Origin of the sequence: Psychrobacter sp. TB20-MNA-CIBAN-0197, assembly GCF_040309765.1 — a bacterium.
GTDB lineage: Bacteria > Pseudomonadota > Gammaproteobacteria > Pseudomonadales > Moraxellaceae > Psychrobacter > Psychrobacter submarinus.
The window spans coordinates 1-239 of the sequence record NZ_JBEOPC010001327.1 but is presented as its reverse complement, the minus strand read 5'-3'; the positions used below and the strand labels follow the sequence as shown (position 1 = coordinate 239).

Below are 239 nucleotides of genomic sequence, written 5' to 3'. Positions count from 1 at the left end.
ACCGTTAAGTGAGACGCAGCAGCGCACGTTATTATTGTACTTAGACCAGCTTTTATTGTGGAATAAAGCGTATAATCTGACCGCTATCACCGATCCAGAAGAGGCGCTGATTAAGCATGTGATTGATTGCTTGGCTATTATAACGCATTTGCCGTCAGGCTCGCTGCTGGATATCGGCACAGGGGCTGGCTTGCCCGCCGTAATAATTGCGATTTGTCAGCCTGAGCGGCAGTGTACGG

General features: G+C 49.4%; 1 protein-coding gene. It reads left to right on the top strand.

The features are described from left to right. Nucleotides 1-239 (top strand): 16S rRNA (guanine(527)-N(7))-methyltransferase RsmG (locus tag AAEY83_RS18260; protein ID WP_351061526.1); only part of this gene is annotated, 239 nt, incomplete at both ends.